This is a genomic window from Bordetella petrii (genome assembly GCF_017356245.1).
GTDB lineage: Bacteria > Pseudomonadota > Gammaproteobacteria > Burkholderiales > Burkholderiaceae_B > Bordetella_A > Bordetella_A petrii_D.
This window is the reverse complement of record NZ_JAFMZZ010000001.1, coordinates 3,517,887-3,543,222: the sequence shown is the minus strand read 5'-3', so window position 1 is coordinate 3,543,222 and position 25,336 is coordinate 3,517,887. Positions and strand designations below refer to the sequence as shown.

The window sequence follows — 25,336 nt, the reverse complement described above, 5'->3', positions numbered from 1 at the left end:
GGCTCCCGCCAGGGTGCCTGACACCGTACGACTGAGACAGCCTCGGCTCGCTGCGGTGTCTGACACCTTCGGAGTCAGACACCCGAAAAACCGAGCAGTGCCCAGATCCAGCCGAATGCCAGGTAAAGCCGCGCTGGGCGGCCTTACCTGGCGGCCCCGCAAGATGTTTTTCTTTTCTAAAACAGACCCCACGACGCCAATAGAAACACCTCCCCCAACAACAGAGAGGGAGGCAATCACCCTTCAAGTTTCTGCTTCAATACCTCATTGACTTGCTGCGGATTCGCCTTCCCTTTGGCGGCTTTCATGATCTGGCCTACCAGCGAGTTGAAGGCTTTCTGCTTGCCGGCCCGGTATTCGGCCACGATGGCCGGGTTGGCCGCCAGCACCTCGTCGATCATGGCGCCGATGGCGCCGGTGTCGCTGATCTGCTTCAGGCCGCGCGCCTCGATGATGGCGTCGGGCTGGCCGCCGTGTTCGCCGGCCCACATGGCCGAGAACACGTCGCGCGCGATCTTGTTGGAAATGGTGCCGTCGACGATGCGGCCGATCAGGGCGGCCAGGGCGGGCGCCTGCACCGGCACGTCGGCAATGTCTTTTTCTTCGCGGTTCAGGGTGGCGGCCACTTCGCCCATGATCCAGTTGGCGGCCTGCTTGGCCTGGCCGGCCGGCAGGGCGCGCGCCACTTCTTCGAAGTATGCCGCCAGGCCGCGGCTGGCCGACAGCTGGGCCGCGTCATAGGCCGACAGGCCGTAGTCGCGCTCGAAACGCTCGCGCAGGGCGGCCGGCAGTTCGGGCATCTGGGCCCGCACCTGCTCGACCCATTCGGGCGAGATGACCAGCGGCGGCAGGTCGGGATCGGGGAAGTAGCGGTAGTCGTGCGCGTCTTCCTTGCTGCGCATGCTGCGCGTTTCGTCGCGGTCGGCGTCGTACAGGCGGGTTTCCTGCACCACCGTGCCGCCGTCTTCGATCAGTTCGATCTGGCGGCGCGCTTCGAACAGAATGGCCCGTTCCAGGAAGCGGAACGAGTTGACGTTCTTGATTTCGGTGCGGGTGCCGAATTCTTTCTGCCCCACCGGGCGCACCGACACGTTGGCGTCGCAGCGGAACGAGCCTTCCTGCATGTTGCCGTCGCAGATGCCCAGCCACACCACCAGGCTGTGCAGCGCGCGCGCATAGGCAACGGCCTCGGCGGCCGAGCGCATTTCGGGCTCGGTAACGATTTCCAGCAGCGGCGTGCCGGCGCGGTTGAGGTCGATGCCGCTGGCCGGCGCGCCGCTGGCCAGGGCGAAGTCGTCGTGCAGCGACTTGCCGGCGTCTTCTTCCAGGTGGGCGCGCGTCAGGTTGACGGTTTTTTCTTCTTCGCCCACGAAGAACGACAGCGAGCCGCCCTGTACCACCGGCAGCTCGTACTGGCTGATCTGGTAGCCCTTGGGCAGGTCGGGGTAGAAGTAGTTCTTGCGCGCGAACACCGAGCGCGGCGCCACGCTGCCGCCCACCGCCAGGCCGAAGCGGATGGCGCGTTCGGCCGCGCCGCGGTTCATGACCGGCAGGCTGCCGGGCAGCGCCAGGTCGACCACATTGGCCTGCGTGTTGGGCGCGGCGCCGAAACGGGTGCTGCTGCCCGAAAAGATCTTGGCGTCGGTGGAAAGCTGGGTGTGCGTTTCCAGGCCGATGACGATTTCCCAGTTCATTGCTCGGTGCCTTGCCGGCCGGGCACGCGGCGGTGCCAGTCGGTAATTTGTTGATAACGGTCGGCGATGGCCAGCAGGCGGCCTTCGTCGAAATAGTTGCCGATGATCTGCAGGCCGACGGGGCGGCCGCCCTGGCCGAAGCCGCAAGGAACGGACATGGCCGGCAGGCCCGCCAGGCTGACGCCCAGCGTGTAGACGTCGGCCAGCCAGTCGGCGGTGGGGTCGTCGCGGTTGTCGCCGATGTTCTTGGCCACGGTGGGCGCCACCGGCCCCATGATGACGTCGCACTGGCCGGCGTAGGCGTGCTGGAAGTCTTGCGCGATCAGGCGGCGCACGCGCTGGGCCTGCAGGTAATAGGCGTCGTAGTAGCCGTGCGACAGCACGTAGGTGCCGATCAGGATGCGGCGCTTGACCTCGTCGCCGAAACCCTCGGCGCGCGAGCGCGCGATCATCTGGTTCAGGTCGGCATATTCGGCCGCGCGGTGGCCGTAGCGCACGCCGTCGTAGCGCGCCAGGTTGCTGGACGCCTCGGCCGGCGCGATCACGTAGTAGGCGGGGATGGCCAGTTCGGTGCGCGGCAGCGAAATCGCCACGCGCTGCGCGCCCAGGGCCTCGAACTGCGCCAGCGCGGCCTCGACCGCGGCGGCCACGTCAGGGGCCAGCCCGGCGCCGAAATATTCTTGCGGCACGCCGATGCGCAGGCCCTTCAGGGGCTGGCTGCCGGCGGCGTCGCAGCCGGCCTGGGCGGCGTCGTAGGCGGCGCGGATGCGGCCCGGCGCGTTGGGCGCGCCGTCGCAGGTTTCCAGGCTGGTGGCGTCATGGGGGTCGAACCCGCTCATGGGGTCGAGCAGTTCGAGCAGGTCGCGGCTGCTGGGCGCCAGCGGGCCGGCCTGATCAAGGCTGGAGCCGAAGGCCACGATGCCGAAGCGCGACACGGTGCCGTAGGTGGGCTTGATGCCGCTGACGCCGCACAGGGCGGCCGGCTGGCGCACCGAGCCGCCGGTGTCGGTGCCGGTGGCGGCGGCCACCAGGCGGGCCGCCACCGCGGCGGCCGAGCCGCCCGACGAGCCGCCGGGCACGGCGTCGTGGTCCCAGGGGTTGCGCACCGGGCCGTAGGCCGAGTTTTCGTTGGCCGAACCCATGGCGAACTCGTCGCAGTTGAGCTTGCCCACCGACACGGCGCCCGCGGCCTGCAGGCGCTGCACCACGGTGGCATCGAACGGGCTGGCGTAGCTCTGCAGCATCTTGCTGCCGGCGGTGGTGCGCCAGCCCCTTGTAACAAAAGCGTCTTTATGGGCAATGGGCACGCCCGCCAAGGGGCCGGCCGTGCCGGCGGCCAGGGCGGCGTCGGCCGCGTCGGCCTGGGCCAGGGTCAGGTCGGGGTCGAGGTGCAGGAAGGTATTCAGGGCGCTGGCGGCCTGGGCGGCGTCCAGGGCGCTCTGCGCCAGCTCGCGGGCGCTGACCTGGCGGCCGGCCAGGGCGGCGCGCAGTTCGGCGATGCCGCCGAATTGGGTATGCAGGGCGGAAGTCGTCATGGCTTACTCGATGACCTTGGGAACCAGGAACAGGCCGTCGCGGGCGTCCGGCGCATTGGCCAGCAGCTCGGCGCGGCGGTCTTCCGAGGCCGTTTCGGTGACGGCGTCGGGGCGCAGGCGCAGGGCGATGTCCTGGTGGGCCGACAGGGGGTGGGCCAGCGGCTCGACGCCCTGGGTGTCGGCCGCCTGCAGCCGCTCGATCAGGTGGAGGATGCCGTTGAGTTCGTCCTGGGCGCGGCTGCGCTGGTCGGGGGTCAATTCAATTCTGGCCAGCCGGGCAATGCGGGCCACGTCTTGTTCGTTGAGCGCCATGAGGGGAAGCTGAGAAAAATCGAAGGGGGGCGGGCCGCCGGTTGCAAGGCCTGGGTTTTACATCGTTCGGCGCTGTGACAAACCATAAATAGCCCGCATTTATGCGCTATTTCCGGGGAAATTATAAGTTATCATTCACGGTTTAATCGCTGCACTCGATCGGCGGGCCTGCTTTGCGGCCTGCCGCCAGCAGTGCGACCCTAATTCCTGAATTCGCTGAGCTCCCATGTTCGGATTCCTGCGCAGTTACTTTTCCAGCGATATGGCGATCGACCTCGGTACCGCCAACACGCTGATCTACGTCCGGGGCAAGGGCATCGTGCTCGACGAGCCATCGGTGGTCGCCATCCGCCACGAAGGCGGCCCCAACGGCAAGAAAATCATCCAGGCCGTCGGCCACGAGGCCAAGCAGATGCTGGGGCGCGTCCCGGGCAACATCGAAGCCATCCGCCCCATGAAAGACGGCGTCATCGCCGACTTCACGGTCACCGAGCAGATGCTCAAGCAGTTCATCCGCATGGTCCATCCGCGCAACATGCTGGCGCCCAGCCCGCGCATCATCGTGTGCGTGCCCTGCGGCTCCACCCAGGTCGAGCGCCGGGCCATCCGCGAATCCGCCCTGGGGGCGGGCGCCTCGCACGTCTACCTCATCGAAGAGCCCATGGCCGCGGCCATCGGCGCCGGCCTGGCGGTGTCCGACGCCAGCGGCTCGATGGTGGTCGACATCGGCGGGGGCACCACCGAAGTCGCCGTCATTTCGCTGGGCGGCATGGTGTACAAGGGTTCGGTCAGGGTCGGCGGCGACAAGTTCGACGAGGCCATCGTCAACTACATCCGCCGCAACTACGGCATGCTCATCGGCGAACCCACCGCCGAGCTCATCAAGAAAGAAATCGGTTCGGCGTTCCCGGGTTCCGAAGTCCGCGAAATCGAGGTCAAGGGCCGCAACCTGGCCGAAGGCGTGCCGCGCAGCTTCACGGTGTCGTCCAACGAAATCCTGGAATCGCTCACCGACCCTCTCAACCAGATCGTCTCGGCAGTCAAGATCGCCCTGGAACAGACCCCGCCCGAGCTGGGCGCCGACATCACCGACAAGGGCATCGCCCTGACCGGCGGCGGCGCGCTGCTGCGCGACCTCGACCGCCTGCTCCAGGAAGAAACCGGCCTGCCCGTGGTGGTGGCCGAAGACCCCCTGACCTGCGTGGTGCGCGGCTGCGGCGAAGCGCTCGAACACCTTGAGAAACTGGGCGCCATCTTCATCAACGATTAAGCCCGTCCCGCCGGCCGGCGCCGCTTCGCCGGCGCTGCCCGGCGCAGCGGTCGCGGGCTGACGCCCGGGTTCGGTATTCATGCAACGACAAGGGACTCCACCGCTGTTCAGGCGCGGCCCGCCGGCAGAAGTCCGGTTGCTCGTCATGGTCGCCCTGTCGCTGGCGCTGCTGGTCCTCGATTCGCAATTCCACGTGCTCGAACCGCTGCGGCGCGCCGTCGCCGTGGGCCTGTACCCCTTCCAGCGCGCCGTCATGGCGCCGCGCGACCTGGTACAGCAGTTCAACGAGTGGTTCAACGCCGCCAATCGCATCCGCACCGAAAACGAGGCGCTGCAGCGCCAGCGCATCGAACTGTCGCAGGTGGCCACCCACGCCGCGCAGCTGGCGGCCGAGAACGCCCAGCTGCGCCGCCTGCTGGGGGTCACCGACACCGTCGAGCAGGCGGCCGTGGTGGTCGAAGTGCTGTACGAGCCGGCCAACACCTTCCAGCAGCGCCTGGTGTTCAACAAGGGCAGCCAGGCCGGCCTGGCGCCGGGCATGCCGGTCATCGACGAAGGCGGCGTGGTGGGCCAGATCGTGCGGGTCACGCCCATGGCGGCCGAAGCCGCGCTGGTTACCGATGAGCGCGTGTCGGTGCCGGTGCAGGTGCTGCGCAACGGACTGCGCCTGATCGCCTTCGGCTCGAACACGCCGGGCCGCATCGAAGTGCGCTACCTGGCCGCCAACGCCGACATCAAAGAAGGCGATACCATCGTCACCAGCGGCGTCGGCGGCCTGTTCCCCGCCGGCCTGCCGGTGGCCAGGGTGCTGACGGTCGAGCGCGACACCGCGTCCGGGTTCGCGCGCGCCATCTGCGAACCGCTGGCCCACCCCGAGCGCTACCGCCATTTCCTGGTGCTGCAAGTCGACGTGGCGCGCGCCCAGTCCGATCTTCAAGAGGCCGATACCGGTGGATCGCAATAACCCCCAGCCGGCGCGCCGCCTGGGCACGCCCAGCAATGTGCGCCCCGAGCGCCTGGCGCGGCCGGCGCACGGCGCGTTCGTCTGGGGCACGCTGCTGCTGGCGTGGCTGCTGTCGCTGCTGCCCTGGCGGGTCTGGGAAGGCGCGCCCGACATCCTGGCGCTGGTGCTGGCGTTCTGGTGCGTGCACGAGCCGCGCCGGATCGGCCTGGTGGCGGCATTCTGCTTCGGCGTGCTGATGGACGTGCACGATGCCAGCGTGCTGGGCGGGCACGCGCTGTCGTACACCCTGATGGCCTACGGCGCGGTGGCGCTGCATCGCCGCCTGCAGCGCTTCGATCTCTGGAGCCAGGCCATGCACATGCTGCCGGTGTTTTTCCTGGCGCGGCTGGTGCAGCAGATGGTGCTGGCCTGGCTGGCCGGCAAATGGCCGGGCTGGGAATGGACTCTGGGCGTATTGCTCACCGTGGCCATCTGGCCGCTGGCCGGCTGGGTGCTGCACCTGCCGCAGCGCGGCACCGACGATGTCGAGTCCTCCTCAGTCTGAGGCCGGGTTTTCCACGCGCCCGCCATGTTCGAATTCAAGAAAACCGGTCAGCAGCAGAAGCAGCGCTTCAGGCTGCGCGCCTGGGTGGGCGGCCTGTTCGCGCTGATCTGCTTCGGCGTGCTGGTGGGCCGGTTCTGGTACCTGCAGGTCGACCGCTACGAAGGCCTGTCCGAGCGCGCCGACCGCAACCGCATCGCGGTGGTGCCGATCGCCCCGCGCCGCGGCGAGATCCTGGACCGCAACGGCCACGTGCTGGCGCGCAACTACCGCACCTATACGCTTGAGGTGGTGCCCGCCCAGGCCGGCGACATCGACACGCTGCTCGACCGCCTGACCCCCATCGTCTATATCAGCCCGGGCGACCTGCGCCGCTTCAAGCGCCGCGTGGTCGAATCCAGCCGCTACGCCAGCCTGGTGCTGCGCAACAACCTGAACGAAACCGAAGCCGCCTGGTTCGCGGCCCACGCCTACGAATTCCCCGGCGTGGAGCTGCGGGCCCGCTGGGTGCGCGAATATCCCCAGGGCGCCACGGCCGGCCATGTGGTGGGCTACATCGGCCGTATTTCCGACAATGACATCGAAGCCCTGGAAAACGCCGGCCAGCTGGGCAATTACCGCGGCACCGACGTCATCGGCAAGAAGGGCATCGAGAAAAGCTGGGAAGAGCAGCTGCACGGCCAGACCGGCGTCGAAGAAGTCGAAGTCACCGCCAGCGGCCGTCCGGTGCGCACCCTGCGCCGCCGCGACCCGGTGCCGGGCTCCGACATCATGCTGTCCATCGACCTGGACCTGCAGCGCATCGCCGAAGAAGCGTTCGGCGACCAGCGCGGCGCCCTGGTGGCCCTGGATCCCAACACCGGCGAGGTGCTGGCTTTCGTGTCGCAGCCGTCGTTCGACCCCAACCTGTTCATCGACGGCATCGACGTCGAGAACTGGCGCCTGCTGAACGAATCGCCCGACCATCCGCTGATCAACCGGCCGCTGTACGGCACGTATCCCATCGGCTCGACCTACAAGCCCTTCGTGGCCCTGGCGGCGCTCGAACTGGGCGTGCGCAGCGCCACCGAGCGCATTGCCGATCCCGGCTATTACGAATTCGGCGGCCAGCGGTTCCGCAATGCCGGCGGCGCCGCTTACGGCATGACCGACATGCACCGCGCCATCGTGGTGTCGTCGGATACTTATTTTTATTCGCTCGGCCCGGAAATCGGCGTGAACGCGCTGCATGATTTTTCCAAGCAGTTCGGCTTCGGCCAGATCACCGGCATCGACCTGGACGGCGAGCGCGCCGGCGTGCTGCCGTCCACCGAGTGGAAGCGCAAGGCGTACAAGGGGCGCGAGCGGCAGCGCTGGTACGCCGGCGAAACCATTTCGGTGGCGGTGGGGCAGGGCTACAACTCGTTCACCCTGCTGCAGCTGGCGCAGGCCACTTCTACCCTGGCCGACAACGGCGCCTTCCGGCGGCCCCACCTGGTGCACGCGGTGCGCGACACCCGCAGCGGCAAGACCACCGTGACGCCGTCGACCCCGCAATACCGCATTCCGCTCAAGCAGCAGAACGTCGACATCATCAAGTCCGCCATGGCCGACGTGGTGCGCCAGGGCACGGCGCGGCGCGCGTTCGTGGGCGCGCCGTACCAGGCCGCCGGCAAGACCGGCACCGCCCAGGTGTTCAGCCTGCGCGGCTCGCAATACCGGGCCAGCGAACTCGACGAGCGTCTGCGCGACCACGCGCTGTTCATGGGGTTCGCGCCTTACGACCGGCCGCGCATCGCGGTGGCGCTGCTGGTCGAGAACGCCGGCTGGGGCGCCAGCGTGGCGGCCCCCATCGCGCGCAAGGTGTTCGATTTCTGGCTGGCCAAGACCGCGCCGGCGGCGCCCATCCCGCCGGCCGCCGCCCCGCCCGCCGAAGCGGCGGCGCCGGCCGCGCCCCAGCCGGCTGCCGCGGCGCCCGCGCCCGCGCCGGCCCCCAGGCCCCGGCCGGCGCCCCGGGCCACCGCGGCGCCCAAGCCGCCGGCCGCGCCCGCGCGGCGCGCGCCCTCGACGGCGCCGGCGCTGTCCGACCTGACCGACCTGTTCGAGTCGCCCGCCACCGGAGACAAGCCATGAAGCGTCTGGGCGCCCTGTTGGCACGCGTGTTCCTTGCCTTCGACTGGCCGCTGCTGGTCATCTTGATGCTGTTCGCCGCGCTGGGCCTGACCGTCATGCATTCGGCCGTGGGCAGTACCGACTGGCGCTTTGCCGAGCAGTCGCGCAATTTCCTGATCGCCTTCTGCGCCATGTGGGCGGTGGCGCTGGTGCCGCCCAAGATGCTGATGCGGCTGGCGCTGCCGTTCTACGTGCTGGGCGTGGTGCTGCTGCTGGGCGTGGAGTTCTTCGGCGAAACCAGCAAGGGCGCGACCCGCTGGCTGGACCTGGGCATCACCCGCATCCAGCCGTCAGAAATGCTGAAGATCGCGGTGCCGCTGATGCTGGCCTGGTATTTCCAGCGCCACGAAGGCGAGGTGCGCATCCGCGACTTCCTGGTGGCGGCGGCGATGCTGGCGGCCCCGTTCACCCTGATCGTGCTGCAGCCCGACCTGGGCACCGCGCTGCTGGTGTTCGGCGCCGGCTTCTGCGTCATCTATTTCGCCGGCCTGTCATTCAAGCTGCTGGCGCCGCTGGCCGTGATCGGCGTGTTGAGCGTCGGCATCCTGATCTACTACGAAGACACCCTGTGCCAGCCCGGCGTCGACTGGGTGGTGCTGCACGATTATCAAAAGCAGCGCGTCTGCACGCTGCTCAATCCCAGTTCCGACCCGCTGGGCAAAGGCTTCCACACCATCCAGTCGATGATCGCGGTGGGGTCGGGCGGGCTGTACGGCAAGGGTTACATGAAGGGCACGCAGACGCACCTGGATTTCATCCCCGAGCGCACCACTGACTTCATTTTCGCCGTGTACGCCGAAGAGTTCGGCCTGTACGGCGGCGTGGCCATGCTGGTGCTGTACGCCCTGCTGATCGCACGCGGCCTGACCATCGCCATGCGCGCCTCATCCCAATTCGGCCGCCTGCTGGCGGGCGCGTTGACGATGATGGTGTTCATCTACGTGTTCGTCAACGTCGGCATGGTGACAGGCGTCCTGCCCGTAGTGGGCGTGCCGCTGCCCTTCATGAGCTACGGGGGGACGGCGCTATTCACCATGGGGATTGCCTGCGGGATATTGATGAGCATTTCGCGGCATCGAGGGGAAAAAACCTAGCCGGGGGTTTTGCGGGGTTGGATGCCTACTAAGGCGTCGGTTGGGTGTTGGCGGTGCGGGCGGCGCTTCACGGGGCCGGTCTGGCGCCTTCGCGCCAGACATCGCGTTGTCAACCTCGTCGCTGCGCTCCTTCGGTTTCCCTCGCTCGGCCCCGAGGCGCCCCGCCCGCACCGCCAACGCCCAACCGACTCGCATTGGCCTCAAGCCCGGACATCGCCGGGGCGGGTGGGGTTCTTGCCTGTTTGGCTCATGCTTCTGGGAAGGGAAAAATTTTGCGGGGCCGCGATATCAGGCCGCCCAGCGCGGCCCGATATCGCATTCGGGCGGCGCAATGCGCAGTGCACGAATGGCCATCGGCGCCGCGCAGGGCGGCGCCGATGGCCGGCCCCGCACGATTTTTCTCTTTTCAAGGTGCAATCCCCCACGAAGGCAAGAACCCCAGCCGCCCCAGTGGTGCGTCGNCATGAGCAAACTCGTGGAAATCAAGGTTCCGGACATAGGCGACTTCAAGGAAGTGGAAGTGATCGAGGTGCTGGTGTCGGAGGGCGACACCATCAAGCCGGAGCAAAGCCTGATCACGGTGGAGTCGGACAAGGCGTCGATGGAGATTCCGGCGTCGGCGGGCGGTGTGGTGAAGTCGGTGAAGGTGAAGGTGGGCGACAAGGTCGCCGAAGGCAAGGTGATCCTGGAGGTCGAGGCCGGCGAAGCGGCTGCCGACGCCAAGGAAGCCAAGCCGGCGCCAGCCGCGCCGGCCGCCTCCCAGGAGTCTGACTCCCAACGGGTGTCAGACACCGTCGGTAAAGAGAAAGCCCCGGCCGAGAAAGCCCCGGCGGCCGCGTCCGGTGGCGGCACTTCGGAAATCACCGTGCCCGACATCGGCGACTTCAAGGAAGTGGAAGTCATCGAAGTCATGGTCGCGGTGGGCGACACCATCAAGCCCGAGCAAAGCCTGATCACGGTCGAGTCCGACAAGGCCTCGATGGAGATCCCGGCTTCGTCCGGCGGGGTGGTCAAGGAAGTGAAGGTCAAGGTGGGCGACAAGGTCGCCAAGGGCAGCGCCATCGTCGTGGTGGAAGGCCGGGGCGCGGCCCCGGCGCCGGCCCAGGCGCCGGCTCCGGCCAAGCAAGCTGAAGCGCCTGCCCAGCCGCAGGAACGGCAGGTGTCCGACACCTCTGGCAACGCCGCTGCCGGCGCCGCCAAGCCGGCTCCCGCCGCCGCGCTGGAAGACCCGGGCCTGAAGCCCGGCCAGCTGCCGCATGCCTCGCCTTCGGTGCGCAAGTTCGCGCGCGAGCTGGGCGTGAACCTGAGCAAGGTCAAGGGCTCGGGTCCCAAAGACCGCATTACCGCCGACGATGTGCGCGCGTTCGTGAAGCAGGCGCTGGCGGCCCCGGCTGCCGCCGGAGCGGGCGGCGCCGACGGCGCCGCGCTGGGCCTGCTGCCGTGGCCCAAGATCGATTTCACCAAGTTCGGGCCGGTCGAGGCCAAGCCGCTGTCGCGCATCAAGAAGATCTCGGGCGCCAACCTGCACCGCAACTGGGTCATGATCCCGCACGTCACCAACAACGACGTAGCGGACATCACCGACCTGGAGGCGCTGCGCGTCACGCTGAACAAAGAGAACGAGAAGGCCGGCGTCAAGGTCACCATGCTGGCCTTCCTGATCAAGGCGGTGGTGGCGGCGCTGAAGAAGTTCCCCGAGTTCAATGCATCGCTCGACGGCGACCAGCTGGTCTACAAGCAGTACTACCACATCGGCTTCGCGGCCGACACGCCCAACGGACTGGTGGTGCCGGTGATCCGCGACGCCGACAAGAAGGGCATCCTGGACATCGCCAAGGAAATGGGCGAGCTGTCGAAGAAGGCCCGCGAAGGCAAGATCTCGCCCGCCGAAATGCAGGGCGGCTGCTTCTCGATTTCGTCGCTGGGCGGTATCGGCGGCACGCACTTCACGCCCATCATCAACGCGCCCGAAGTGGCCATTCTGGGCGTGTCGCGGTCGGCCCAGCAGCCCGTGTGGGACGGCAAGCAGTTCGTGCCGCGCCTGATGGTGCCGCTGTCGCTGTCGTATGACCACCGCGTCATCGACGGCGCCGCCGCCGCGCGCTTCAACGCGTACCTGGGCCAGCTGCTGGCCGACTTCCGCCGCATCGCGCTGTAACCGGGGGCCTTATGAGCAAACTCGTGGAAATCAAGGTTCCGGACATAGGCGACTTCAAGGAAGTGGAAGTGATCGAGGTGCTGGTGTCGGAGGGCGACACCATCAAGCCGGAGCAAAGCCTGATCACGGTGGAGTCGGACAAGGCGTCGATGGANACGCCTTGGCTTCACGGAGCCGTCGGGCGCCCAGCGCGCCCGGCCCGGCTCCGAGGCGCCGCGGCGCTCACGCCCCCCGCCACGACTCGCATCGAATCTGAACTGCCGCATCGCTGGGGCGTTTTCGGTTCTTGCCTGCTTGGGCCGCGATTTTGGACTCTGGGAAGAAAGTGCAGGGCCGCTCATCCGCGCCGCCCTGCGCGGCGCGGATGAGCGTTCGGGTGGTGGCTGGCGTGGCGCTTCAGGTCGCTTAGGTGTTCAGGTGTTCAGGTGTCTGACTCCCGCAGGGTGTCAGACACCGAATTGGCAAGACGATCTGCCCACAACGGTGTCAGGCACCCTGCGGGAGCCTGACACCTGGCCAAGGCGTTCACGCCCCCGCCGCCGACGCCATCGGCACTCAAAAAATTCCCGATCAAACCTCGGACACTCCCACCGCCTCGCTAGCGGCCACATCCTGCCCGTCAATCGCGTAGCGAATCGCGTCTTCGATGCGGTCGAGCAGCACGAACTTCAGCTTGGCGCGCGCTTCGGCCGGTACGTCGTCCAGGTCTTTTTCATTGCGGCGCGGGATCATTACCGTGGTGATGCCGGCGCGCAGCGCGGCCAGGGTCTTTTCCTTGACGCCGCCGATGGGCAGCACCAGGCCGCGCAGGCTGACTTCGCCGGTCATGGCCACGTCCGAGCGCACCGGCCGCCCCGACAGCAGCGACGCCAGCGCCAGGAACATGGCCACCCCGGCGCTGGGGCCGTCTTTGGGTGTGGCGCCGGCCGGCACGTGGATGTGCACGTCGGTCTTTTCCAGCGCATCGCCGCTCCAGATCTTGGCCAGCGTCAGCGCGGCCTGGGCCGACTCTTTCATGACGTCGCCCAGCTGGCCGGTCAGGATCAGGCGCCCGCTGCCGGGCGTCTTGCTGGCTTCGATGAAGAGGATGTCGCCGCCCACCGGCGTCCAGGCCAGGCCGGTGGCCACGCCGGGCACCCCGGTGCGCAGCGCCACCTCGTTTTCGAAGCGCTGCGCGCCCAGGATGGCCGGCAGGTCGGGCGCATCGATGACCACGTGGGTGGTCTTGCCTTCGGCGATCTGCATGGCGGCGTGGCGCAGCGTGGCGCCGATCTCGCGCTCGAGCTGGCGCACGCCGGCCTCGCGGGTGTAGTCGCCCACGATCGATGACAGCGCCGCATCGGACAGCTCGGCCTGCTCGGCCGTCAGGCCGTTGGCCTCGAGCTGGCGCCGCACCAGGTACCGGCGCGCGATCTGGATTTTTTCTTCTTCGGTGTACCCCGGCAGCTGGATGATTTCCATGCGGTCGCGCAGCGGCCCGGGAATGGTTTCCAGCATGTTCGCCGTGCAGATGAACATCACGTGCGACAGGTCGAAGTCCACGCCCAGGTAGTTGTCGCGGAATTTATGGTTCTGTTCGGGGTCCAGCACCTCGAGCAGCGCGCTGCCCGGGTCGCCATGGAAGCCGCCGGCGCCCAGCTTGTCGATTTCGTCGAGCATCACCACCGCGTTGTTGGTGCCGGCGCGCCGCATCGCCTGGATGATGTTGCCGGGCAGCGCGCCCAGGTAGGTGCGGCGGTGGCCGCGGATCTCGGCCTCGTCGTGCACCCCGCCCAGCGCCACGCGCTGGAAGGCGCGCCCGGTCGCGCGGGCGATGGACTGGCCCAGCGAGGTCTTGCCCACCCCCGGCGGGCCGGCAAAACACAGGATGGGGCTGCGGCCCTGCGGATTGAGCTTGCGCACCGCCAGGTATTCCAGGATGCGCCGCTTGATCTTGTCCAGGCCGAAGTGGTCTTCGTCCAGCACCTTGCGCGCCTCGGCCAGGTCGATGGGCGGCTGCGGCTGCTGCTTCCAGGGCAGTTCGGTCAGCCATTCCAGGTAGGTGCGCAGCATGGCCGATTCGCCGCTGGCCTCGCCCATGCGCTGCAGCCGGCCCAGCTCTTTGCGGGCGTGGCTGAGCACTTCGTCGGGCATGCCGGCCGCGTCGATGGCTTCTTTCAGGCGCGCCACCTCGGCCGCGCTGTCGTCGACGTCGCCCAGCTCTTTCTGGATCTGGCGCAGCTGCTCGCGCAGCACGGTTTCGCGCTGGCGCTCGTCGAACTGCGCGCGCGTGCGGTCGCCGATTTCTTTCGACAGGCGCAGCACCTCGACGCGTCCGGCCAGCAGTTCAATCACCTGGTCCAGCCGGCGCGACAGGTCGAAGGTTTCAAGGATGTCCTGCTTCTGCTCGGGCTTGATGTCGATCATGTGCGTGACCATGTCGGCCAGCAAGCCGGGCGATTCGATGCCGCGCACCACGCCGATGAGTTCGTCGGGCACGTTCGGCAGCAGCGTGATGGCGTCGATGGCCTGCTCTTTGAGCTGCAGGAAGCGCGCCTCGGTCTGGCTGTCGTGGTCTTCGGCCGCCGGGATCTCGGCCACGCGCGCCACCATGAATGGCCAGCCGCTCAGGAACTCCAGCACACGAAAACGCGACTGCCCCTGCACCAGCAAATGATGCGCGCCGTCCTGCCCGGTGATGTAGCGTGCGATCGGCCCTTCGGTGCCCACCCAGCGCAGGTCGTCGGGGCCGACGGCGTCTTTGGACGGGTCGCGCTGCAGCAGAAAGCCCACCGGGCGCTCGTTCTTGACGGCTTCCTGGGCGGCCGCCACCGAAGATTCGCGCCGCACCGTAACGGGTGACAGCACGCCGGGAAACAGCACCGCGTCGCGCAGCGGGATGATGATGCGCGCGTCGTCGGGCAGAATGCGGGTATCGCTCATGGAGCCTCCCTCAGTTTATTCAGGGTCAAGACCAGGCAGCCGTCCACCAATTCGGACGACTCGGGCTCGAGCGCATGCAGGGGCAGCGGAATGCGGCGGCGAAAGCGGCCGTAGGGAATTTCGAAGCGGTGGATGCGGGCGTTGGCCGTGCAGGGCATCGGGCGCACGCCCGAGACGGTGATGCCGCCCGGATCGAAGGCCACCACCAGGCTGTCCGACGGCACGCCGGGCAGGGCCACATAGACCATGACGGCGGCCGGGGTTTCGATGACGTCCACCGGCGGCTCCCAGTGGGGCGCATCGGCGGGGCCGGCGCGCAGCAACTGGCGATGCAGGCGCTCGGCGTGTTCCAGCAGCGACAGCGCGTCGCCCCAGATCCAGGATGAAAAATCGCGCGATCTCATGAACTTGCCCTCTTGGCCATAGTTCGTATCTGGCGGCGAGTCGGCGTATTTCAAGCCACGCGGACAGGTGGCGGGCAAGCCGCCGGCTGCGCCGCCGCGCCGGCCCGCGCAGCAAGCGCCGGGCCAGCCTGTACAGCCATGATGCGCGCGGCGCGCGGCAAGTGCAACCGCCGATTCCAGGTATCTGGCTCCCGCAGGGTGCCAGATACCGTACGATTGAACAGGCTCTGCACACATCGGTGTCAGGCACCCCTGCGGGAGCCTGACACCTGGCCAGGCTATGCCTGCGCCACTTCGACCGGGCGGCCGTAGAACGGGTAGCTGGGATCGTTGTAGCCCGGCGTGGACGCATGGCCCGGCGTGACCCAGGCATTGACCATGGCTTCTTCCTGCGGCGTGATCTGCAGATCGAGCGCGGCGTAGTAGTCCTGCATCTGCGCCAGCGTGCGGGGCCCGGCGATCACGGCGGTGACCAGCGGGTTGGCCAGCACCCATGCGGTGGCGAAATGGCCGGGCCGCACGCCGCGCCCTTCGCAGTAGGCCGCAAGCTCGGCGGCGATCTGCAGCGACTCTTCGCGGAACTCGGTGTCCAGGATGCGCTTGTCGCCACGGCCGGCGCGGGTGTCGGCCGCCGGCGGCTGCCCGGGCGCATACTTGCCGGTAAGCACACCGCGCGCGATGGGGCTGTACGGCACCACGCCCAGGCCATAATGGCCGCAGGCCGGCAGGATTTCGACCTCGGGGCCGCGGTTCAGCATGTTGTAGTAAGGCTGGCACACCACCGGCTGGGGCACGCCCAGCTCGCGGCACAGCCGCATGACTTCGGCGATGCGCCAGCCGCGGAAGTTCGACAGCCCGAAGCTGCGCAGCTTGCCGGCGCGGATCAGGTCGCCCATGGCGCGCATGGCCTCTTCCAGGTTTTCTTCATGGAAGTCGCGATGCAGGTAGAGAATATCGATGTAGTCGGTGTCCAGCCGCGCCAGGCTGGCGTCGACGCCCTGCATGATCCACTGGCGCGAATAATGCGACCGGTTGGGCGCGCGGGCCACGGCGTTGCCGATCTTGGTGGCCAGCACCCAATCGTGGCGCTGGCCGGCCAGCAGCTTGCCCACCACCTCTTCCGAACGGCCCTGGTTATAGACGTCGGCCGTATCGATGAAATTCAACCCGGCTTCGCGCGCCGACGCGACGATGCTGGCGGCCTCGTCGTTCGGGGTTTGCTCGCCGAACATCATGGTGCCCAGGCACAACGGGGAAACACGCAGATTGCTGGCACCGAGACGACGGTATTTCATGGCATGAAGTCCTGATCTGGTAGAAGAAGGAAGAATCTGCAAGCGTACTGCGAATGCAGCGCCGGCGCAGCGCGCGCCGGCCGCGGCGAACCCGGCCCGGAACCGGCCGGATGGCGGCGCGCCGCGGCACTTCACGAACCGTGAAGGCCTCTTTACGAATGAGGACTACCGCCGCGCCGCCATCGCTCTTAAATTGAATGGTTCCCGATGGCGCCCCCGCAGGGCCCATATCACTCATTCATACAAGGGAAGGTCATGACCAAGAGCGGCGTATTGCAGATTCCGTCGATGCGGGGCCAATGTTCAGAAGCCGAATGGAAGGCCCGCGTCGACCTCGCCGCCTGTTACCGGCTGGTCGAGCTGTACGGCATGGCCGACATGATGGCCAACCACATCTCGATGCGGGTGCCCGACGAAGAAAACGCCTTTCTCATCAATGCCTACGGCATGATGTACGAAGAGATCACCGCGTCCAGCCTGATCAAGGTCGACCTGGCCGGCAACATCCTGGCCAAGCCCGATTTCGGCGAACTGGGCTATGGCATCAACAAGGCCGGCTACGTCATACACAGCGCCGTGCATGCCGCCCGCCACGACGTCGATTGCGTCATCCACACCCACAGCTGGGCCTCGATGGCCGTGTCTTCGCTGGCCTGCGGGCTGGTGCCCAGCACCCAGACGGCGATGCGGTTCCTGAAGATCGGCTACCACGATTACCAGGGCGTGGTGCTGGACACCAAAGAGCAGGCCTCGCTGATCGAAGACCTGGGCAATGGCGAGGCCCTGATCCTGCGCAACCATGGCGCCCTGACCGTGGGCCGCACGGTGGGCGAGGCATTCAACTGGATGCATCGCCTGGAACTGGCCTGCCGCACGCAGCTGGCGGCCCAGGCCACGCAGCAGCCGCTGCAGCAGGTGGCGCCGCAGGTGCTGGAAGAAACCTGGAACAACTACCAGCCCGGCACGCGGCGCCCGTACGGCGTCATGGAATGGCCGGCGCTGCTGCGCAAGCTCGACCGCCTGGACAGCAGCTACCGCGAATAAAGCATCAAGCGCCTCCCGCGCCCGGCGCGGGCCGCCGCCGCAAGCAGTCCATGCGGCCGGCGGGCAACGGCCGGCGGCCGTGCCCGCCGGTCGCAGTTCCCCTGCATAACGATAAAGAGAGGAGAGACACTCATGAAGGCAAGCTGCATTTCCATCGTGGCGGCGGGCGTCCTGGGCCTGGCCGCGGCCCTGCCCGCCCAGGCCGCCTACCCCGACCGGCCGGTCAAGGTAGTGGTGGCGTTCACCGCGGGCGGCACCACCGACAAACTGACCCGCGCCGTCAGCGAACAACTGGCGCACCAGCTGTCGCAGTCGTTCGTGGTTGAAAACCGGCCCGGCGCGGGCGGCAACATCGGCACCGAATACGTGGTGCGCTCGGACCCCGACGGTTATACGCTGATCGTCGATTCGGTGGGCCCGATCGCGGTTAACCCGTCGCTGAACAAGCTGAGCTACGACCCGCTGACCGACCTGGTGCCCGTGGTGCAGATCGCCACGGTGCCCAATGTGCTGGTCGTGCCGCCCGAGCTGCCCATCAAGAACTTCGCCGACTTCCTGAAATACGCCAAGTCCAAGAAAAGCCTGAACTACGGCTCGACCGGCGTGGGCACGTCTTCGCACCTGTCCAGTTTCCTGCTGATGCAGGAAATCGGCGCCAAGGATGCCACGCACGTGCCCTACAAAGGGGCCGACGCCATCAACGATCTGATCGCCGGCCGGCTGGACTTCATGTTCGCCACCGCGCCCTCGGTGATGGGGCAGATCCGCGCCGGCAAGCTGCGCGCGCTGGCGGTCAGCACCGACACGCGCTCGCCCTCGCTGCCCGACCTGCCCACGGTGGCGGAATCGGGCTTCAAGGATTTCGACGCCGGCTCGTGGTTCGGGTTCTTCGCCCCCAAGGGCACCCCGCCCGAAGTGATCGCCGTCATCAACAAGGGCGTCAACGCCGCGCTGCCGGGCCTGCACCAGCAGCTGATCAATGAAGGCGCCAACCCGGTGGGCGGCACGCCCGAGGCGTTCGGCAAATTCACCCACATCGAACACGACAAATGGAAAAAGATCGTGGAACAGGCCAACGTCAAAGCCCAATGAGCGCCGCGCCGCCGCTGCGCATCCTGTGTTCCGCGCAGGAAGCGCCCAGGCTCGCGCCCTGCCTGGAATCCCTGGGGCGCGAAGTCCTGCTGTGCCATCCGGGCGACCCGCAGGCGCTGCAGGCGGATGTGGCGTTCATTTCGCGCGATATCACCGGGCGCTCGACCAAGTTCGAGATCCTGCCCGACACCGAGCGCTTCTATGCCGCGCTGCGGGCCGCCCGCGGCCTGCAGTGGCTGCATGTGCACTCGGCCGGCCTGGACCGCGATGTCTACCAGGAAATCCGCCAGCGCGGCGCGCGGGTAACCGCGTCGCAAGGCGCGTCGGACGCGGTGGTGGCGCAGATGGCCATTACCGGGCTGCTGGCGCTGGCGCGGCATCTGCCGCAGCTGATGCGGGCCCAGCGGCGGCACGCCTGGGAACCGCTGCTGGATGAACGCATGCCGCGCGACCTGGAAGGCCAGCGGGCCGTGGTGGTGGGCTGGGGCGGCATCGGCCAGCGCATCGGGCAGCTGCTGCAGGCGCTGGGCCTGGAAGTCGCGGTGGCGCGCCACGGCGGCGAGCCGGCGGGCGCGGACATCCGCACCGTGCGCTATGACGCCCTGGGCGAGCTGTTGCCCGGCGCCTCGTGGCTGGTGCTGGCTTGCCCGCTGACGGACGCCACGCGCGGCCTGGTCGGCGCCGGCATGCTGGCGGCCCTGCCGCCGCACGCCTGCCTGATCAATGTGGCGCGCGGCCACGTGGTCGACGAGCCCGCGCTGATCCGCGCCCTGCAGGACGGCCGGCTGGGCGGCGCGTTCCTGGACGTCTTCCACCACGAACCCCTGCCGGCCGCCTCGCCGCTGTGGGACCTGGACAACGTCATCGTGTCGCCCCACAGCGCCGGCTTCTCGGACGGCAATGCCGCGCGGGTGCGGCGGATTTTCGTGGACAACCTGCGGCGCTGGCTGCAGGGCGCCCTGTGATGAAGCACGGCGCCTGTCCGCGATAGCGGCTGCCGCACAGGCGGCTACACAAACAAGGGCTCGCCGCTCTGCGACACCCGCTTGATGCGGCGCAGGATGCGGTACGCCTCGCGCTCGGCGTCGTCCTGTTCGCTGTAGGCGCGCGATTGCGGCACCTGCCACACCCGTTCAGTCTCGGCCGGCTCCGGCTCTTCGCGGCGGGTCGCCACCCGGATGGCGAAGCCGCCCTCGGCGGACACAATAACGTCGCAATACACCCTGTACCCGTTCAGCAAGACACCTGTGGCGATGTTCATGTGAGTTTTCCCTGGAATTGCCGAGCCGCCTGCCAACGCGGCGCGAATGCGCCGCGTCGCCGGCAGCCAGCAATCGCCGTACCCGGGCCGGCAAAGAAAGTATTGAAGTGCGCGCCTTTTACGGATATTATTCGTCCTTAAGGATAATAAATATCCTTAATTAAGGAGCGAGAAATGAGCCAGCGTTTGGACTATACCGAGCAGTCCCCCGAGTTCTTCAAGAAATTCGTGCAGTTCAGCACCGCCCTGCACGGCGGCACCATCGAACAGAAAATCGACGACCTGATCCAGATCCGCATCTCGCAGATGAACGGCTGCGCCTTCTGCCTGGACATGCACATCAAGCAGGCCAAGATCCACGGTGAAGGCGAATTGCGGCTGCACCACATCGCCATCTGGCGCGAGTCGCCCCTTTTCAGCGCGCGCGAACGCGCCGCGCTGGCCTGGGCCGAAGTGCTGACCCGCCTGCCCGACGGCGGCGTGCCCGACGCCATTTATGAACACGCGCGCAGCGAGTTCTCGGAAAAAGAAATCACCGACCTCACCTACCTGGTCATGGCCATCAATGCCTGGAACCGCATCAACGTGGCGTTCCGCAACGAACCCGGCTCGGCCGACAAGGCCTTCGGCCTGGACAAGGCCGGCCTGAGCTGAGCGGTATGAACGGCCCGACGTCAACGATCCGTCTGGGCGTGAGAATGCCGCCACGCGGCCCGCGGGGCCCGGCCTGCCTCGGGCCGGGCCCCGCCGCGTTCAGCCGGCCCGGCTCAGCACCCATTCGTACGTGCTCTGCCACAAGGCGGGCGGCACTTCGCCGGACAGGGTGTCGATCACGTCGGCCACCGTGACTTCGCGCAGCGCATTGCGCCAGGCCTCGTCGGCGCGCCACATGACGCGTGCGATGGCGCAGGGCTTGCTGTCGCATTGCCCCTGCGGCCGGCACGGATTGTTGACGCGGATGTTGTTGCAGGCGAAGGTGCTGGCCCGCCCTTCCACGGCCTCGACGATGTCCAGGAAACTGATTTCCGAACCCGGCCTGGCCAGCCGGTAGCCGCCGCTGGGCCCCAGCGTGGTCTCGACCAGCCCGGCCTGCGACAGCGACTGCAGCGCCTTCGACAGATATTCTTTCGGCACGCCGTGCAGCTCGGCCAGGGCCTTGGTGGAAAGGTACCGCCCCGGCGGCAGGCCCGCCAGGATGGCGCAGCTGTGCAGCGCCCACTCGACCTGACTTTTGAGAATCATTCGTAACCCGCTACATTAAAAGACTGGCATGCCAGTCGTCATAATTAAGGATACTAGATATCCGCGAAATGGGGGAAACCGCGTGTCCTGCCCGTCCACACCCTGTAAACTGCCGGATTTTTGACTCTGGCAGTATGGTCCAAGCCCCCCGGCGCACCGGTGTCAGCGGCCCCACGCTCATACGCTTGCTGGCCCGCCTGACGGACGCCGATATTCCCGAATCCCGGCAATCGCTTGCCGACCGGCTCAGCCTGTGGCTGGGCTGGACTGACGCCATTGCGCTGTCCGCCGTGCTCGATGGCGGCCCGCCCGCGGTGGCGCCGGGCGCCCGGGCCGAAGGCAGCGCCGAGGCGCGCGAGGTCGAGCGCATGCGCGGCGCCCTGGCCCAGGCCATTGCCGACGACCGGCCGTTCACGGCGGCCCGTCCGCGCGGGCCGGGCGCCGCCCAGGCCGCCCCCGCGGATGCCGAACCCGCCTATGCCACCTACCGCCAGCGCTATCTGGCCATACAGCAGAACATGGAAACCAGCATCGCCAAGACACGCGGGCGCCTGCGCGCCCTGCTGGCGGCCCAGGCGCCCGCCAAGGCCCGCCTGGCCATGGTGGATGCCATTATGGAACGTTCCCTGAGCCTGCACGAGCGGCGCCTGCTGGGCACCATACCGGGCATGCTCGAGGGGCACTTCGAGCGCCTGCGCCAGGCGGCGCAAGACGCGCAGGAGCCCGGCGCGCAAAACGCCGAAACGCCCCCGCCCGCCCCCGCCGCATCCGCGCCCTGGCTGGCCGCTTTCCGCGCCGACATGCGCAGCGTCCTGCGGGCCGAACTGGACATCCGTTTACAGCCGATCGAGGGCCTGCTCGCCGCCCTGCGCGCCCACTGACCTGACACCCATGACCCGATATCTCGTTGCTTTTGTTGTTTTCCTGGCAGGCCTGTCCGTCGCGGGCTGGATCGGCGCCGGCTATGTGGGATCGAACCCCCTGGCGCTGGCGGTTACCGTGCTGATCGGCGCCTTCTACCTGGCCGGCGCCATCGAATTGCTGCAGTACCAGCAGCGCACCGCCGCCCTGGCGCGCGCCCTGGCCGGCCCGGCCGAAACGCCGCCCAGCCTGGCCGCCTGGCTCGACCGGCTGCCCGCCGGCCTGCGCAACACCGCGCGCCTGCGCGTCGAGGGCGAGCGCGCCGCTTTTCCCGGGCCGTCGCTGACGCCTTACCTGGTGGGCCTGCTAGTGCTGCTGGGCATGCTGGGCACTTTTCTGGGCATGGTCGCCACTTTGCGCGGCACCGGCAGCGCCCTGGAAAGCGCCATCGACCTGCACGCCATCCGGGCGTCGCTGGCCGCGCCGGTCAAGGGGCTGGGCTTCGCCTTCGGCACCTCGGTGGCGGGTGTGGCCACCTCGGCCGCGCTGGGCCTGCTGGCGGCGCTGGTCCGCCGCGAACGTGTCGAGGCCGTGCAGCAGCTCGATACCCAAATCGCCACCACGCTGCGCGTTTACTCGCCCATGCACCAGCGCGAGCAGGCTTTCCAGCTGCTGCAGCGGCAGGCCGACGCCATGCCGGTGCTGGCAGACCGCCTGCAGGCCATGATGGCCGCCATCGAGCAGCAAAGCCAGGCCCTGAACGAACGGCTGGCGGCCAGCCAGGACGCCTTCCATGGCAAGGCGGATGCCGCCTACGCGCGCCTGGCCACCGCCATGGAACAGGCGCTGAAGCAGAGCGTGGCCGACAGCGCCGCGGCCGCCGGCGCGGCCATCCAGCCGGCCGTGCAGGCCACGCTGGCCGGCCTGGCGCGCGAGACCTCTGCCTGGCAGGACACGCTGGCGCAGGCCGTGCGCCAGCAGCTCGACGGCCTGTCGGGCCGCTTCGAGGCCACCACCACCACCGTGGCCGACACCTGGACCTCGGCGCTTGCCCAGCACCAGCGCGCCAGCGATGCGCTGGCGCAAAACCTGGGCGCGTCGCTGCAGCAATTCACGCACACCTTCGAAGAACGCTCCGCCGGCCTGCTGGAAGGCGTGGGCACGCGCCTGGACGCCACGACGGCCGGCATGGCGGCCGCCTGGACCGCCGCGCTGGCGCAGCAAGAGCAAACCGGCGCCCGGCTGGCCGGCGAGCACCAGCGCGCGCTGGCGGCGGCCACGGCCGGCCTGGAACAGCATTCGGCCGCGCTGCTGCGCGCCGTCGGCCAATCGCACGCGGACCTGCAGGCCGAACTGGCGGCCCGCGACGAACAGCGCCTGGCGGCCTGGCACGCCTCGCTGGGCGACATTGCCGGCACGCTGCGCCAGCAGTGGGAACAGGCCGCCGTGCAGGCCGCCGCCGGGCAGCAGCAGATCTGCGACACCCTGGCGCAAACCGCGCAGGACATCTCGGCGCAGACCCAGGCCCATGCCCGCGGCACCATCGCCGAAGTGGCGCAGCTGGTGCAAACGGCCGCCGAAGCGCCCAAGGCCGCCGCCGAAGTCATCGCCGAACTGCGCCAGAAGCTGTCCGACAGCATGGCGCGCGACAACGCCATGCTGGACGAGCGCAGCCGCCTGATGGAAACGCTGGGCACCCTGCTCGATGCCGTGAACCACGCTTCGTCGCAACAGCGCACCGCCGTCGACGAACTGATCGCCACGTCGGCCGGCCTGCTCGAACGGGTCGGCGCCCAGTTCACCGAGCAGGTCGACCGCGTCGGCACCCAGTTCACCGAACAAGCCGAGCGCGTCGGCACGCAGTTCACGGACCAGGTCGAGCGCGTCGGCGCGCAATTCACCACCCAGGTCGAAACCGAGACCGGCAAGCTGGGCGGCGTGGCCGCGCAGGTTACCGGCAGCGCCGCCGAAGTCGCCAGCCTGGGCGAAGCCTTCGGCGCCGCCGTGCAGGTATTCGGGCAGTCCAGCGACAAGCTGGTCGACCACCTGCAGCGCATCGAGGCCGCGCTGGACAAGTCCATGGCGCGCAGCGATGAGCAGCTGGCCTACTACGTGGCGCAGGCACGCGAAGTGGTCGACCTGAGCATCATGTCGCAGAAGCAGATCCTGGAAGACCTGCAGCAGCTGGCGGGCCAGCAGGCCGCCACGGACAGCGAAACGGCATGAGAGACGACATCGACGCCGGTGTAGAGCCCAGCGCCCCGGCCTGGGCGGTTTTTGGCGACCTGATGTCGGTGCTGCTGGGCGCGTTCGTGCTGATACTGGTCAGCGTGATCGGCGTGCAGCTCGAACTGTCGGCCCGGCTGGAGTCCGAAGTGAAGCAGCGGCAGGAAGAAACCCAGCGGCGCATCGAACTGGAGCAGGCCCTGGCGGGGCCTTTGGCCGCCGGCCGGGTCACGCTGGTGGACGGCCGCATCGGCATCAGCGGCAGCGTGCTGTTCGCCCTGAATTCCGACGAACTGCAGCCCGAAGGCCTGGACGTGCTCAAGAGCCTGGTGGGGCCGCTGTCGGCCTACCTGCAGACGCGCGACGAAGTGCTGATGGTCAGCGGCTTTACCGACAACCAGCCGGTGCACGGCAACAACCGCCGCTTTGCCGACAACTGGGACTTGTCCGCCCAGCGCGCCCTGACGGTTACCCGCGCCCTGATCGAGCAGGGCATCGCGCCCGCGTCGGTGTTTGCGGCCGCGTTCGGCGCCGAGCAGCCGGTGGCCTCGAACGACAGCGCCGAAGGGCGGGCCAGCAACCGGCGCGTGGAAATCGTGCCGGTGGCGCGTCCGGCCAAAGAAGCGGTGCCCGCTCGTGGCTGACAGCCACGTCCTCGACATCCAGGCCACGCTCGACGCGTGGCGCGCGCGCGGCGCCGATCGCGCCGACCCGCTGCGCTTCAATGTGATCGCCGCGCTGGCCGGGCGCGCCGCCCGCCATGACGGCGAGGCGCGCCGCGTGCTGGACGCGCGGCTGGCCGAACTGGTCCGGCAATATGAGGCACGGGCCGCCGGCGCGGCCGGCGAGCCCGCGCCGCAACCCGCCGCGCCGGCCGGACTGGCCGCGCTGCTGGACTACATCGAAACCGGCGCCGCGCCAGACGCGCCGGCTCATGCCGGCGCCGGCGCCGATGCCCGCGCGCGCCGGCGCGGCCAGTACCCGGAACTGGACCTGCTGGACTATTTCCAGGCCACCTGGGCCCGGCTCAGCACCGACCGGCAGCTGCGGCAGTCGCAAGAGCAGGTGCACGAGAATGCCGGCCCGCTCAATTCCAACCACCTGGTGCACCGGGCCCTGTCGCTGATGCGCCAGCAGTCGCCGGGCTACCTGCACCAGTTCCTGTCGTATCTGGACGCCCTGTCGTGGGTGGACCAGCTCAGCAACAACGGCGGCCTGGCCGCCAAGCCGGCCGCCCGCGCCAAAAAGAGCGGGCGCAAGCACTGACGCG

Annotated in this window: 23 protein-coding genes; 15 read left to right on the top strand and 8 right to left on the bottom strand. The window is 68.3% G+C overall.

What is annotated here, in order from left to right; all coding sequences use genetic code 11:
• Positions 1–236: 236 nt before the first annotated feature.
• The 3 genes from gatB to gatC are packed head-to-tail and all read right to left on the bottom strand — an operon-like array spanning position 237 to position 3,541.
• Positions 237–1,694 (bottom strand): Asp-tRNA(Asn)/Glu-tRNA(Gln) amidotransferase subunit GatB, encoded by a 1,458-nt coding sequence (gene gatB, locus J2P76_RS16975; protein WP_207408849.1) that lies wholly within the window; start codon positions 1,692–1,694, stop codon positions 237–239.
• The gene (gene gatA / locus J2P76_RS16970) at positions 1,691–3,229 is read right to left on the bottom strand and encodes an Asp-tRNA(Asn)/Glu-tRNA(Gln) amidotransferase subunit GatA (protein WP_207408848.1); all 1,539 of its coding nucleotides are present in this window, start codon (positions 3,227–3,229) and stop codon (positions 1,691–1,693) included. Before gatA ends, gatB begins: the two co-directional genes overlap by 4 nt.
• Before the next feature lie 3 nt (positions 3,230–3,232).
• Positions 3,233–3,541, bottom strand: a complete 309-nt coding sequence (gatC, locus tag J2P76_RS16965) for an Asp-tRNA(Asn)/Glu-tRNA(Gln) amidotransferase subunit GatC (RefSeq protein ID WP_207408847.1) — start codon at positions 3,539–3,541, stop codon at positions 3,233–3,235.
• A gap of 226 nt (positions 3,542–3,767) precedes the next feature.
• Between gatC and J2P76_RS16960 the strand changes: the two genes are divergently transcribed.
• The 7 genes from J2P76_RS16960 to J2P76_RS23835 all read left to right on the top strand — a co-directional run bounded on the left by J2P76_RS16960 (position 3,768) and on the right by J2P76_RS23835 (position 12,087).
• The gene (locus J2P76_RS16960; protein WP_012247450.1) at positions 3,768–4,811 is read left to right on the top strand and encodes a rod shape-determining protein; all 1,044 of its coding nucleotides are present in this window, start codon (positions 3,768–3,770) and stop codon (positions 4,809–4,811) included.
• A gap of 79 nt (positions 4,812–4,890) precedes the next feature.
• The gene (gene mreC, locus J2P76_RS16955) at positions 4,891–5,775 is read left to right on the top strand and encodes a rod shape-determining protein MreC (RefSeq protein ID WP_207408846.1); all 885 of its coding nucleotides are present in this window, start codon (positions 4,891–4,893) and stop codon (positions 5,773–5,775) included.
• Positions 5,762–6,319 (top strand): rod shape-determining protein MreD, encoded by a 558-nt coding sequence (gene mreD / locus J2P76_RS16950; RefSeq protein WP_207408845.1) that lies wholly within the window; start codon positions 5,762–5,764, stop codon positions 6,317–6,319. Before mreC ends, mreD begins: the two co-directional genes overlap by 14 nt.
• Before the next feature lie 24 nt (positions 6,320–6,343).
• A complete protein-coding gene (mrdA, locus tag J2P76_RS16945) occupies positions 6,344–8,428 on the top strand; it encodes a penicillin-binding protein 2 (RefSeq protein WP_207408844.1) in 2,085 nt (694 codons plus the stop codon).
• On the top strand, positions 8,425–9,561 hold the full coding sequence (gene rodA, locus J2P76_RS16940) for a rod shape-determining protein RodA (RefSeq protein ID WP_207408843.1): 1,137 nt from the start codon (positions 8,425–8,427) through the stop codon (positions 9,559–9,561). The genes mrdA and rodA overlap by 4 nt, the downstream gene beginning before the upstream one ends.
• A gap of 463 nt (positions 9,562–10,024) precedes the next feature.
• Complete coding sequence (gene aceF, locus J2P76_RS16935) at positions 10,025–11,719, top strand: dihydrolipoyllysine-residue acetyltransferase (protein WP_207408842.1); 1,695 nt, start codon at positions 10,025–10,027, stop codon at positions 11,717–11,719.
• A gap of 11 nt (positions 11,720–11,730) precedes the next feature.
• Complete coding sequence (locus J2P76_RS23835) at positions 11,731–12,087, top strand: biotin/lipoyl-containing protein (protein WP_431603406.1); 357 nt, start codon at positions 11,731–11,733, stop codon at positions 12,085–12,087.
• A gap of 202 nt (positions 12,088–12,289) precedes the next feature.
• On the opposite strand, the gene lon is transcribed toward J2P76_RS23835, so the two are convergent.
• The 3 genes from lon to J2P76_RS16915 form a co-directional block, all read right to left on the bottom strand.
• Complete coding sequence (gene lon, locus J2P76_RS16925; protein ID WP_207408841.1) at positions 12,290–14,641, bottom strand: endopeptidase La; 2,352 nt, start codon at positions 14,639–14,641, stop codon at positions 12,290–12,292.
• Positions 14,638–15,045: an Hsp20/alpha crystallin family protein gene (locus J2P76_RS16920; RefSeq protein WP_207408840.1), complete on the bottom strand. Its 408-nt coding sequence runs from the start codon at positions 15,043–15,045 to the stop codon at positions 14,638–14,640. The genes lon and J2P76_RS16920 overlap by 4 nt, the downstream gene beginning before the upstream one ends.
• Positions 15,046–15,323: 278 nt before the next feature.
• Positions 15,324–16,340 (bottom strand): aldo/keto reductase, encoded by a 1,017-nt coding sequence (locus J2P76_RS16915; RefSeq protein WP_207408839.1) that lies wholly within the window; start codon positions 16,338–16,340, stop codon positions 15,324–15,326.
• A gap of 255 nt (positions 16,341–16,595) precedes the next feature.
• On the opposite strand from J2P76_RS16915, the gene J2P76_RS16910 reads away from it, so the two are divergent.
• The 3 genes from J2P76_RS16910 (at position 16,596) to J2P76_RS16900 (ending at position 19,441) form a co-directional block, all read left to right on the top strand.
• Complete coding sequence (locus J2P76_RS16910) at positions 16,596–17,384, top strand: class II aldolase/adducin family protein (protein ID WP_207408838.1); 789 nt, start codon at positions 16,596–16,598, stop codon at positions 17,382–17,384.
• Between the two features lie 132 nt (positions 17,385–17,516).
• Positions 17,517–18,476: a Bug family tripartite tricarboxylate transporter substrate binding protein gene (locus tag J2P76_RS16905; protein WP_207408837.1), complete on the top strand. Its 960-nt coding sequence runs from the start codon at positions 17,517–17,519 to the stop codon at positions 18,474–18,476.
• Positions 18,473–19,441: a D-2-hydroxyacid dehydrogenase gene (locus J2P76_RS16900; RefSeq protein ID WP_207408836.1), complete on the top strand. Its 969-nt coding sequence runs from the start codon at positions 18,473–18,475 to the stop codon at positions 19,439–19,441. Before J2P76_RS16905 ends, J2P76_RS16900 begins: the two co-directional genes overlap by 4 nt.
• A gap of 44 nt (positions 19,442–19,485) precedes the next feature.
• On the opposite strand, the gene J2P76_RS16895 is transcribed toward J2P76_RS16900, so the two are convergent.
• Positions 19,486–19,737, bottom strand: coding sequence for a hypothetical protein (locus J2P76_RS16895; protein WP_207408835.1), 252 nt, complete (start codon positions 19,735–19,737; stop codon positions 19,486–19,488).
• Positions 19,738–19,911: 174 nt separating this feature from the next.
• On the opposite strand from J2P76_RS16895, the gene J2P76_RS16890 reads away from it, so the two are divergent.
• Positions 19,912–20,391, top strand: coding sequence for a carboxymuconolactone decarboxylase family protein (locus tag J2P76_RS16890; RefSeq protein ID WP_207408834.1), 480 nt, complete (start codon positions 19,912–19,914; stop codon positions 20,389–20,391).
• 99 nt (positions 20,392–20,490) lie between these two features.
• On the opposite strand, the gene J2P76_RS16885 is transcribed toward J2P76_RS16890, so the two are convergent.
• The gene (locus J2P76_RS16885; RefSeq protein WP_207408833.1) at positions 20,491–20,979 is read right to left on the bottom strand and encodes an Rrf2 family transcriptional regulator; all 489 of its coding nucleotides are present in this window, start codon (positions 20,977–20,979) and stop codon (positions 20,491–20,493) included.
• Positions 20,980–21,113: 134 nt separating this feature from the next.
• On the opposite strand from J2P76_RS16885, the gene J2P76_RS16880 reads away from it, so the two are divergent.
• Genes J2P76_RS16880 through J2P76_RS16865 form a run of 4 tightly spaced genes read left to right on the top strand, consistent with a single transcriptional unit; the run spans position 21,114 to position 25,332 of the window.
• Positions 21,114–21,860 (top strand): DUF3348 domain-containing protein, encoded by a 747-nt coding sequence (locus J2P76_RS16880; RefSeq protein WP_207408832.1) that lies wholly within the window; start codon positions 21,114–21,116, stop codon positions 21,858–21,860.
• Positions 21,861–21,870: 10 nt separating this feature from the next.
• Positions 21,871–24,066 carry a DUF802 domain-containing protein gene (locus J2P76_RS16875; protein WP_207408831.1) on the top strand — a complete coding sequence of 732 codons (2,196 nt, stop codon included), beginning with the start codon at positions 21,871–21,873 and terminating at the stop codon, positions 24,064–24,066.
• The gene (locus J2P76_RS16870) at positions 24,063–24,710 is read left to right on the top strand and encodes an OmpA family protein (protein ID WP_207408830.1); all 648 of its coding nucleotides are present in this window, start codon (positions 24,063–24,065) and stop codon (positions 24,708–24,710) included. The genes J2P76_RS16875 and J2P76_RS16870 overlap by 4 nt, the downstream gene beginning before the upstream one ends.
• Complete coding sequence (locus tag J2P76_RS16865) at positions 24,703–25,332, top strand: DUF2894 domain-containing protein (protein ID WP_207408829.1); 630 nt, start codon at positions 24,703–24,705, stop codon at positions 25,330–25,332. The genes J2P76_RS16870 and J2P76_RS16865 overlap by 8 nt, the downstream gene beginning before the upstream one ends.
• Positions 25,333–25,336: the final 4 nt, after the last annotated feature.

Excerpts from the sequence above, each read along its gene's own strand:
- gatB (WP_207408849.1), bottom strand. The coding sequence starts at position 1,694 with ATGAACTGGGAAATCGTCATCGGCCTGGAAACGCACACCCAGCTTTCC.
- mrdA (WP_207408844.1), top strand. The coding sequence starts at position 6,344 with ATGTTCGAATTCAAGAAAACCGGTCAGCAGCAGAAGCAGCGCTTCAGG.
- J2P76_RS16890 (WP_207408834.1), top strand. The coding sequence starts at position 19,912 with ATGAGCCAGCGTTTGGACTATACCGAGCAGTCCCCCGAGTTCTTCAAG.
- mreC (WP_207408846.1), top strand. The coding sequence starts at position 4,891 with ATGCAACGACAAGGGACTCCACCGCTGTTCAGGCGCGGCCCGCCGGCA.
- J2P76_RS16905 (WP_207408837.1), top strand. The coding sequence starts at position 17,517 with ATGAAGGCAAGCTGCATTTCCATCGTGGCGGCGGGCGTCCTGGGCCTG.
- J2P76_RS16910 (WP_207408838.1), top strand. The coding sequence starts at position 16,596 with ATGACCAAGAGCGGCGTATTGCAGATTCCGTCGATGCGGGGCCAATGT.
- J2P76_RS16960 (WP_012247450.1), top strand. The coding sequence starts at position 3,768 with ATGTTCGGATTCCTGCGCAGTTACTTTTCCAGCGATATGGCGATCGAC.
- rodA (WP_207408843.1), top strand. The coding sequence starts at position 8,425 with ATGAAGCGTCTGGGCGCCCTGTTGGCACGCGTGTTCCTTGCCTTCGAC.
- J2P76_RS16915 (WP_207408839.1), bottom strand. The coding sequence starts at position 16,340 with ATGAAATACCGTCGTCTCGGTGCCAGCAATCTGCGTGTTTCCCCGTTG.
- J2P76_RS16895 (WP_207408835.1), bottom strand. The coding sequence starts at position 19,737 with ATGAACATCGCCACAGGTGTCTTGCTGAACGGGTACAGGGTGTATTGC.
- J2P76_RS16900 (WP_207408836.1), top strand. The coding sequence starts at position 18,473 with ATGAGCGCCGCGCCGCCGCTGCGCATCCTGTGTTCCGCGCAGGAAGCG.
- J2P76_RS16875 (WP_207408831.1), top strand. The coding sequence starts at position 21,871 with ATGACCCGATATCTCGTTGCTTTTGTTGTTTTCCTGGCAGGCCTGTCC.
- J2P76_RS16870 (WP_207408830.1), top strand. The coding sequence starts at position 24,063 with ATGAGAGACGACATCGACGCCGGTGTAGAGCCCAGCGCCCCGGCCTGG.
- aceF (WP_207408842.1), top strand. The coding sequence starts at position 10,025 with ATGAGCAAACTCGTGGAAATCAAGGTTCCGGACATAGGCGACTTCAAG.
- gatA (WP_207408848.1), bottom strand. The coding sequence starts at position 3,229 with ATGACGACTTCCGCCCTGCATACCCAATTCGGCGGCATCGCCGAACTG.
- J2P76_RS16920 (WP_207408840.1), bottom strand. The coding sequence starts at position 15,045 with ATGAGATCGCGCGATTTTTCATCCTGGATCTGGGGCGACGCGCTGTCG.
- J2P76_RS16880 (WP_207408832.1), top strand. The coding sequence starts at position 21,114 with ATGGTCCAAGCCCCCCGGCGCACCGGTGTCAGCGGCCCCACGCTCATA.
- gatC (WP_207408847.1), bottom strand. The coding sequence starts at position 3,541 with ATGGCGCTCAACGAACAAGACGTGGCCCGCATTGCCCGGCTGGCCAGA.
- J2P76_RS16885 (WP_207408833.1), bottom strand. The coding sequence starts at position 20,979 with ATGATTCTCAAAAGTCAGGTCGAGTGGGCGCTGCACAGCTGCGCCATC.
- lon (WP_207408841.1), bottom strand. The coding sequence starts at position 14,641 with ATGAGCGATACCCGCATTCTGCCCGACGACGCGCGCATCATCATCCCG.